Below are 7,425 nucleotides of genomic sequence, written 5' to 3' on the forward strand. Positions count from 1 at the left end.
ATTGATTTCCGGTTTTATCGGATATCGGTGCACTCTGAAGGATGTTTTCATGAGCATGACTGATCCCATCGCCGATCTGTTTACGCGCATCCGCAATGCCCAGCTCACGGGCAAGCAAGCCGTAAGCATGCCGTCGTCGAAGTTGAAGGTGGCCATCGCCAACCTTCTCAAGAACGAGGGTTACATCCTCGACGTCAAGACCAATGCTGCCGAAGGCAAGCCGGTCCTTGAAATCAAGCTCAAGTATTTCGAAGGTCGTCCGGCCATCGAGCGCATTGAGCGCGTTAGCCGTTCCGGTCTTCGCGTCTACCGCGGCAAGGGCGAACTGCCGAAGGTGCTGGGTGGCCTGGGCATTTCCATCATCTCGACTTCGGCGGGCCTGTTGACCGACGCGCAGGCGCGCGCCAAGGGTCTGGGCGGCGAAGTCATCGGCCTGGTCGCCTAAGGAGTTTCCGATGTCTCGCGTTGCCAAAAAGCCGATTTCGTTGCCGAAGGGCGTGGAACTGAAGATTGCTGAAGACAGCATCTCTGTGAAGGGCCCGAAGGGTGCCCTGACCACCCATGCCATCCCGGGCATTTCCGTAGCCGTCGATAACGGCACGGTCAACATCAATGTTGCCGAAGGCGCCGACGATAAGTTCGGCGGCACTATCCGCGCGCTGCTGGCCAATATGGTCAAGGGTGTTTCGGATGGCTTCGAGCGCAAGCTCGAGCTGGTGGGCGTGGGTTACCGCGCTGCCATGCAGGGCAAGGACCTGAACCTGAGCCTGGGCTTCTCCCATCCGGTTCTGTTCAAGGCCCCGGAAGGCATCAGCCTCGAGACCCCGTCGCAGACCGAGATCCTGGTCAAGGGTTCGGACAAGCAGCTGGTGGGCGAAGTTGCCGCCAAGATCCGTGGTTACCGTCCGCCGGAGCCCTATAAGGGCAAGGGCGTGCGCTATTCCGGCGAGAAGATCACCTTGAAGGAAGCCAAGAAGGCGTAATTGCGCCTATCCGCTTCCGAGGAACCAAGACTATGAACAAGAAAGAATCTCGTCTGCGCCGCGCCAAGTCGACCCGCGCTCATATCCGCAAGCTGGCTGTGGCCCGTTTGTCGGTGCATCGCACGGGCCAGCACCTGTATGCGCAGGTCTTCGATGCCACCGGCAAGAACGTTGTTGCTGCTGCCTCCACGGTGCAAAAGTCGATTGCCGAAGGTCTGAAGGGCACCAAGAACCTGGAAGCGGCCGCGGCCGTGGGCAAGGCCATTGCCGAGCGCGCCAAGGCCGCCGGCATCGAGGCCGTTGCCTTCGATCGTTCGGGCTTCCGTTACCACGGTCGCATCAAGGCTCTGGCCGATGCGGCTCGTGAAGCTGGTTTGCAGTTCTAAGGGCTAGGAGTGAGAGGTTGGGAGAGATATTTCCCGACCAAGCGGCCAAGTCGCTGCCCCTCACTCCTTGTTCCTCACTGAAGTCACTACAACTCCAAGCGGCTCAGCCGCAAGTAAAAGTCCCGGATGGTCCGGGCATACGGAAAAGAATTCATGTCTTCTACCGATCGCGAAAATTCAGACGGCCTGCTCGAGAAGCTGATTGCCGTTAACCGCGTGGCCAAGACCGTCAAGGGTGGCCGCCAGATGAGCTTCACCGCGCTGACCGTCGTCGGCGATGGCGAGGGCAAGGTCGGCTTCGGTTATGGCAAGGCGCGCGAAGTGCCGGTCGCCATCTCCAAGGCCATGGACCGCGCTCGCCGCAACATGGTGAGCATCGACCTGAACAACGGCACCCTTTGGTACGCCATCAAGGCCAACCACGGTGCGGCTCGCGTGTTCATGCAGCCGGCCTCCGAGGGTACGGGCGTGATCGCCGGCGGCGCCATGCGCGCCGTGCTGGAAGTGGTCGGTGTGAAGAACGTGCTGGCCAAGGCCGTCGGTTCGCGCAACCCGATCAATCTGGTGCGCGCCACGATCAAGGGCCTGCAGGCCGTTGCCTCGCCTAAGCAGATCGCTGCCAAGCGTGGCAAGACCGTCGATGAGGTGCTGGGTAATGGCTAACAATGACAAGACCGTCCGCGTCCGCCTGGTTAAGGGCCTTCGCGGTGTGCAGAGCCGTCATCGCCTGAGCGTGAAGGCGCTCGGCCTGAACAAGCTCAATGACGTCCGTGAGTTGAAAGACAGCCCGCAGGTGCGTGGCCTCATCAACACGGTCTATTACCTCGTGCGGGTTGAGGAGTAAGCATCATGCGTCTTAACGACATCAAGCCGGCCGCCGGTTCGCGCAAGACGCGTCTGCGCGTCGGTCGCGGTATCGGTTCGGGCCTGGGTAAGACCGCCGGTCGCGGCCACAAGGGTCAGCACGCTCGCGCGGGTGGTACCCATAAGTACGGTTTCGAGGGCGGCCAGATGCCGCTGCAGCGCCGCCTGCCGAAGGTCGGTTTCCGTTCGCAGAAGAAGGCTGAGAGCCAGGAAGTGTTCCTGTACCAGCTGGCTAATCTGAAGACGGACGAGATCAATCCGGTGGTGCTGCACCAGGCCGGCCTGATCGACAGCCGCGCAAAGAAGGTCAAGGTCGTCGCCAAGGGCGAAATCGGCCGGGCCGTCAAGCTGTCGGGCATCCTGGCTACCGCCGGCGCCAAGGCGGCCATCGAGGCTGCCGGCGGCAGCGTGGAGTAATACAGTGGCGGCTGCCCAGGGCTCATCGCTCGGATCGCTCGGTAAGCTGACGGAACTGCGTCAGCGCATCTTCTTTGTATTGGGTGCGCTGATCGTGTTCCGCCTGGGTTCGTTCATCCCGGTTCCCGGTGTCAATCCGGAAGCCATGACGAACCTGATCGAACAGGGGGGCGGCCTGCTGAACATGTTCAACATGTTCTCGGGCGGTTCGCTGGCTCGTTTCTCGGTATTCGCGCTCGGCGTGGTGCCGTACATCTCGGCCTCGATCGTGGTGCAGATGATGGGGTCGGTGATCCCAAGCCTGCAGGCACTGCGTAAGGAGGGCGAGTCCGGTCGTCGCAAGATGACCATGTACACGCGCTTCGGTACGGTGGGTCTGGCGGCTTTCCAGGCATTCGGCATCGCGGTGGCCCTGCAGTCGCAGGTCGCGCAGGGTGGGGCGCCAGTGGTCTATACCCCGGGCTTCGGCTTCATCATGGCTTCGGTCGTCGGCCTCACCGCCGGTACGATGTTCTTGATGTGGCTGGGAGAGCAGATCACCGAGCGGGGCATCGGTAACGGTATTTCCTTGCTGATCTTCGCTGGTATCGTGGCTGGCTTGCCTGGTGCGGTGGCGCATACCCTGACCATGGCGACTAACGGCGAGCTGTCGGTTCTGCGCATGATCATGGTGATTGCCCTGATTCTGGCGGTAACGGCTTTCGTGGTTTTCATGGAGCGCGCCCAGCGGCGCATCACCGTGAACTACGCGCGGCGTTCCGGCGGGCAGCGGGCCTACATGAACCAGACTTCCCACCTGCCGCTGGAGATCAATATGTCGGGTGTGATCCCGCCGATCTTCGCGTCGAGCTTGCTGATGTTTCCGACCACCGCGGCGACGTGGTTCGGCCAGGGACACCAGGCCCGCTGGTTGCAAGACCTGGTCCAGGCCTTGGCTCCGGGTGAGCCGTTGCACGACATTTTGTTCGCTATCCTGGTGATTACGTTCGCGTTTTTCTATACGGCGATCGTTTTCAACTCGCAGGAAACCGCAGATAACCTGAAGCGTTCGGGGGCCCTTATTCCGGGTATCCGTCCGGGCAGGGCTACCTCTGACTACATCGATGGCGTCATGACCCGGTTGACCGGCATTGGCGCAATCTACTTGGTCCTGGTCTGCCTGGTTCCGACCTTCATGCAGAACCTGTGGCATGTTCCTTTCTACTTCGGCGGCACCTCTCTGCTGATCGTGGTGGTTGTGGTGATGGACTTCACTGCTCAGGTGCAGGCGCACTTGGTCAGTCACCAATACGAAAGTCTGCTCAAGAAGGCCAATCTCCGCCGCAACTGATGGCTGCTGGGGCGATGGAGAAAGGCTGGATCCGGAGGGCGGCGGCACCCAGGTGCCGCAGGGCTTTCCTAAGGGTTTAATTCAAGTTAGAATTGCGCGTTTACCGCGCACGAAACGCATCGGAGAAAGTACATCATGGCGCGCATCGCGGGTGTCAATTTGCCGGTCCAGAAGCATGTCTGGGTTGGCTTGCAGAGCATTTACGGGATCGGCCGCAGCCGGGCCAAGAAGGTCTGCGCGGACGCTGGTGTGGTTCCTACCACCCAGATCAAGTCCCTCAGTGAAGGCGAGGTGGAGAGGCTCCGCCATGAAATCGCCAAGTACGTTGTCGAAGGCGACCTCCGCCGTGAGGTGGGTATCGCTATCAAGCGTCTGATGGACCTGGGTTGCTACCGCGGTCTGCGCCACCGTCGTGGCTTGCCGGTGCGCGGCCAGCGCACGCGTACCAACGCACGCACCCGTAAGGGTCCGCGTCGCGCGATCAAGAAGTAATGGATTCCAAACATGGCTAAGCCGGTTAAGACCAAGAAGAAGATCAAGCGCGTTGTCACGGATGCCGTGGCGCACGTGCAGGCCTCCTTCAACAACACCATCGTCACCATCACCGATCGTCAGGGCAATGCTCTGTCGTGGGCTACTGCCGGCGGCGCGGGTTTCCGCGGTTCGCGCAAGTCCACCCCGTTCGCTGCCCAGGTCGCCGCCGAAAAGGCCGGCCGTGCCGCTGGCGACTACGGCGTGAAGACGGTGGAAGTCCGCATCAAGGGCCCAGGCCCCGGCCGCGAGTCGGCGGTGCGTTCGCTGAACGCCCTCGGCTACAAGGTTCTCAACATCATCGACGTCACGCCGATCCCGCATAACGGCTGCCGTCCCCCCAAGAAGCGTCGAGTCTAAGGAGCATACCCATGGCCCGTTATCGTGGAGCTACCTGCAAACTCGCTCGCCGTGAGGGTGCAGACCTCAGCCTGAAGAGTCCGGCTCGCGCCATCGACTCCAAGTGCAAGCTGGAAAACAAGCCCGGCCAGCATGGCGCCAACAAGCGCATGCGCATGTCCGATTACGCCAACCAGTTGCGCGAGAAGCAGAAGGTCAAGCGTATCTACGGTGTGCTGGAGCGTCAGTTCAGCAACTACTACACCAAGGCGTCCAACCTGAAGGGCAATACGGGTGAGAACTTGCTGCGCCTGCTGGAAAGCCGTCTGGACAACGTCGTTTATCGCATGGGTTTTGCGGTCACTCGCGCCCAGGCTCGTCAGCTGGTCAGCCACAAGGCTGTGCTGGTCAACGGCAAGAAGGTGAACATTCCGTCGTACCAGGTTCGTCCGGGCGACGCGATCGCGCTGACCGAGCGTGCGCGTACTCAGCTGCGCGTGCAGGAAGCGGCGACCGTGTTCGACACCATGGACTTGCGTCCGCAGTGGGTCGAAGTCGACTCCAAGAAGTTCGAAGGCACCTTCAAGTCGACGCCGGACCGTGGCGATCTGCCGTCCGACATCAACGAAAGCCTGATCGTCGAGCTTTATTCGAAGTAATCAACCGGAGCACTGCATGGCAGTTTCGTCAACTAGCGTGCTGCGGCCGCGTGGCCTCAGTGTCGAGCAGCTCGGCGCCAACCGTGCCAAGGTGGTGGTCGAGCCGCTCGAGCGTGGCTTCGGCCACACTCTGGGCAATGCGCTGCGTCGCGTGCTGCTCTCCTCGATCCCTGGTTCGGCCATCGTCGAGGTGGAAATCGATGGCGTGCTGCACGAGTACACCACTCTGGAAGGTTTGCAGGAGGACGTGATCGAAGTCCTGCTGAACCTCAAGGATGTGGCTATTCGTCAGCATACGGGTGACGAAGTCACCCTGACCTTGTCCAAGAAGGGCAAGGGTGTGGTGACCGCTGGCGACATCGCGGTCGACCATTCGGTGGAGATCATCAATCCTGAACATGTGATCTGCCACCTGACCAAGGATATCGCGCTCAACATGCGGTTGAAGGTGCGTCGTGGCGTCGGCTATCAGCCGGCCAGCACGCGCCAGCATCCGGATGAAGATGCACGTCCGATCGGTCGCCTGCAGCTCGACGCGTCGTTTGCGCCGGTCCTGCGCGTGGCTTACGAGGTCGATGCCGCTCGTGTCGAGCAGCGTACCAACCTCGACAAGCTGGTGCTCGATATCGAAACCAATGGCACCATCGGTGCGGAAGACGCAGTGCGCAAGGCTGCTGAGATCCTCAACGATCAGCTGTCGGTGTTCGGCGATTTCTCGCGTCGCGAAAGCGCGACGGACAAGGCAGAAAAGGGTGGTTTCGACCCACTGCTGCTTCGTCCGATCGACGACCTGGAGCTGACTGTGCGTTCGGCCAACTGCCTCAAGGCCGAGAGCATCTACTACATCGGCGATCTGGTGCAGAAGACCGAAGTCGAACTGCTGAAGACGCCGAACCTCGGCAAGAAGTCGCTGACCGAGATCAAGGACGTCCTGGGCGGCCGCGGCCTCGCGTTGGGCATGAAGCTCGAAAACTGGCCGCCGCCGGGCTTGTCGCACGGTATGCAGCTGGGCTGATGAAGTATCCGAGGGCGGTCGTATCGGCCGCCCTCGACATTGCAAGAACTGGCACAAGCCAGGTGTGCACTGCAGCGATCCCTCGTAGAGATCGCGCTCTTATAACAAGGCGTTCTTAGAGCCTTGAATAGCGGGTAACCGCGGAAAGCCGGATCGTTGTGACCGGTTTTTCATAACAACAGACTAGAGAGTAACTACCATGCGCCACCAGAAATCCGGTCGCAAGCTCAATCGCACGAGCAGCCATCGCGAAGCTATGTTCAAGAACATGGCCGCGTCCCTGATCAAGCACGAGCTGATCCGCACCACGCTCCCGAAGGCGAAGGAACTCCGTCGCGTCGCCGAGCCGCTCATCACCCTCGCCAAGACCGACGGTGTTGCCAATCGCCGCCTCGCTTTCGCACGTTTGCGTGACAAGCAGGCCGTGGGCAAGCTGTTCGTCGAGCTCGGCCCGCGCTACCGCGAGCGTCCCGGCGGTTACCTGCGTATCCTCAAGTGCGGTTTTCGCGCTGGCGACAATGCGCCGATGGCGTACGTCGAGCTGGTCGATCGCCCGCGCACCGAGGCGGTCGACGCTGAGTAAGCGTTGGATTCTTGGTTGAATGACAGAAGCCCTGGCCCCGGCCGGGGCTTTTGCTTTTTGGAGAGTGCGCTTCGTAGGATTCGCCTTTACCCCAGCCCCATTCCCCGGCGAAGCCAGGGGAGAGGGAGCCTGACCGAGGCAAGCCTCAAGGCTTCTCACACTGCATAGCCTGCCTCCTCGCGTGGGGAGGAGCGGCCGTTGCGACGGCTCGAACGCACGTATGCGTGACGCTCATTCACTCATGTATGGTCGAGACAGTCGCTCTCCCCGGCAAAGCCAGGGGAAGAGAGGCGGGGTAAGGGGACAGCGATGCGTAAG

General features: G+C 61.1%; 12 protein-coding genes. All 12 read left to right on the forward strand.

Annotated elements, in window-relative coordinates; all coding sequences use genetic code 11:
* Positions 1-49 precede the first annotated feature (49 nt).
* The 12 genes from rpsH (at position 50) to rplQ (ending at position 7,107) form a co-directional block, all read left to right on the forward strand.
* Entirely contained in the window at positions 50-445 is a 396-nt protein-coding gene (gene rpsH, locus VIM98_RS16820; RefSeq protein WP_331994269.1) for a 30S ribosomal protein S8, read from the forward strand.
* Positions 446-455: 10 nt separating this feature from the next.
* Positions 456-983, forward strand: a complete 528-nt coding sequence (gene rplF, locus VIM98_RS16825) for a 50S ribosomal protein L6 (protein WP_331994270.1) — start codon at positions 456-458, stop codon at positions 981-983.
* A 32-nt stretch (positions 984-1,015) separates the two neighbouring features.
* Positions 1,016-1,369: a 50S ribosomal protein L18 gene (gene rplR / locus VIM98_RS16830; RefSeq protein WP_331994271.1), complete on the forward strand. Its 354-nt coding sequence runs from the start codon at positions 1,016-1,018 to the stop codon at positions 1,367-1,369.
* 126 nt (positions 1,370-1,495) lie between these two features.
* The gene (gene rpsE / locus VIM98_RS16835) at positions 1,496-2,032 is read left to right on the forward strand and encodes a 30S ribosomal protein S5 (RefSeq protein WP_331994272.1); all 537 of its coding nucleotides are present in this window, start codon (positions 1,496-1,498) and stop codon (positions 2,030-2,032) included.
* Positions 2,025-2,213 (forward strand): 50S ribosomal protein L30, encoded by a 189-nt coding sequence (rpmD, locus tag VIM98_RS16840; protein ID WP_188799882.1) that lies wholly within the window; start codon positions 2,025-2,027, stop codon positions 2,211-2,213. Before rpsE ends, rpmD begins: the two co-directional genes overlap by 8 nt.
* A 5-nt stretch (positions 2,214-2,218) precedes the next feature.
* Entirely contained in the window at positions 2,219-2,650 is a 432-nt protein-coding gene (gene rplO / locus VIM98_RS16845; protein ID WP_331994274.1) for a 50S ribosomal protein L15, read from the forward strand.
* A 4-nt stretch (positions 2,651-2,654) separates the two neighbouring features.
* Complete coding sequence (secY, locus tag VIM98_RS16850; RefSeq protein ID WP_331994275.1) at positions 2,655-3,980, forward strand: preprotein translocase subunit SecY; 1,326 nt, start codon at positions 2,655-2,657, stop codon at positions 3,978-3,980.
* Positions 3,981-4,115: 135 nt separating this feature from the next.
* Positions 4,116-4,472: a 30S ribosomal protein S13 gene (gene rpsM, locus VIM98_RS16855; protein ID WP_331994276.1), complete on the forward strand. Its 357-nt coding sequence runs from the start codon at positions 4,116-4,118 to the stop codon at positions 4,470-4,472.
* A 12-nt stretch (positions 4,473-4,484) separates the two neighbouring features.
* Positions 4,485-4,871: a 30S ribosomal protein S11 gene (gene rpsK, locus VIM98_RS16860; RefSeq protein WP_007513384.1), complete on the forward strand. Its 387-nt coding sequence runs from the start codon at positions 4,485-4,487 to the stop codon at positions 4,869-4,871.
* Positions 4,872-4,882: 11 nt separating this feature from the next.
* A complete protein-coding gene (rpsD, locus tag VIM98_RS16865; RefSeq protein ID WP_281849839.1) occupies positions 4,883-5,509 on the forward strand; it encodes a 30S ribosomal protein S4 in 627 nt (208 codons plus the stop codon).
* A 16-nt stretch (positions 5,510-5,525) separates the two neighbouring features.
* Positions 5,526-6,524, forward strand: a complete 999-nt coding sequence (locus VIM98_RS16870; protein WP_331994277.1) for a DNA-directed RNA polymerase subunit alpha — start codon at positions 5,526-5,528, stop codon at positions 6,522-6,524.
* Positions 6,525-6,723: 199 nt separating this feature from the next.
* Positions 6,724-7,107: a 50S ribosomal protein L17 gene (gene rplQ, locus VIM98_RS16875; protein ID WP_331994278.1), complete on the forward strand. Its 384-nt coding sequence runs from the start codon at positions 6,724-6,726 to the stop codon at positions 7,105-7,107.
* Positions 7,108-7,425: the final 318 nt, after the last annotated feature.

It is taken from the genome of Dyella sp., from assembly GCF_036568765.1.
Classification (GTDB): domain Bacteria; phylum Pseudomonadota; class Gammaproteobacteria; order Xanthomonadales; family Rhodanobacteraceae; genus GSA-30.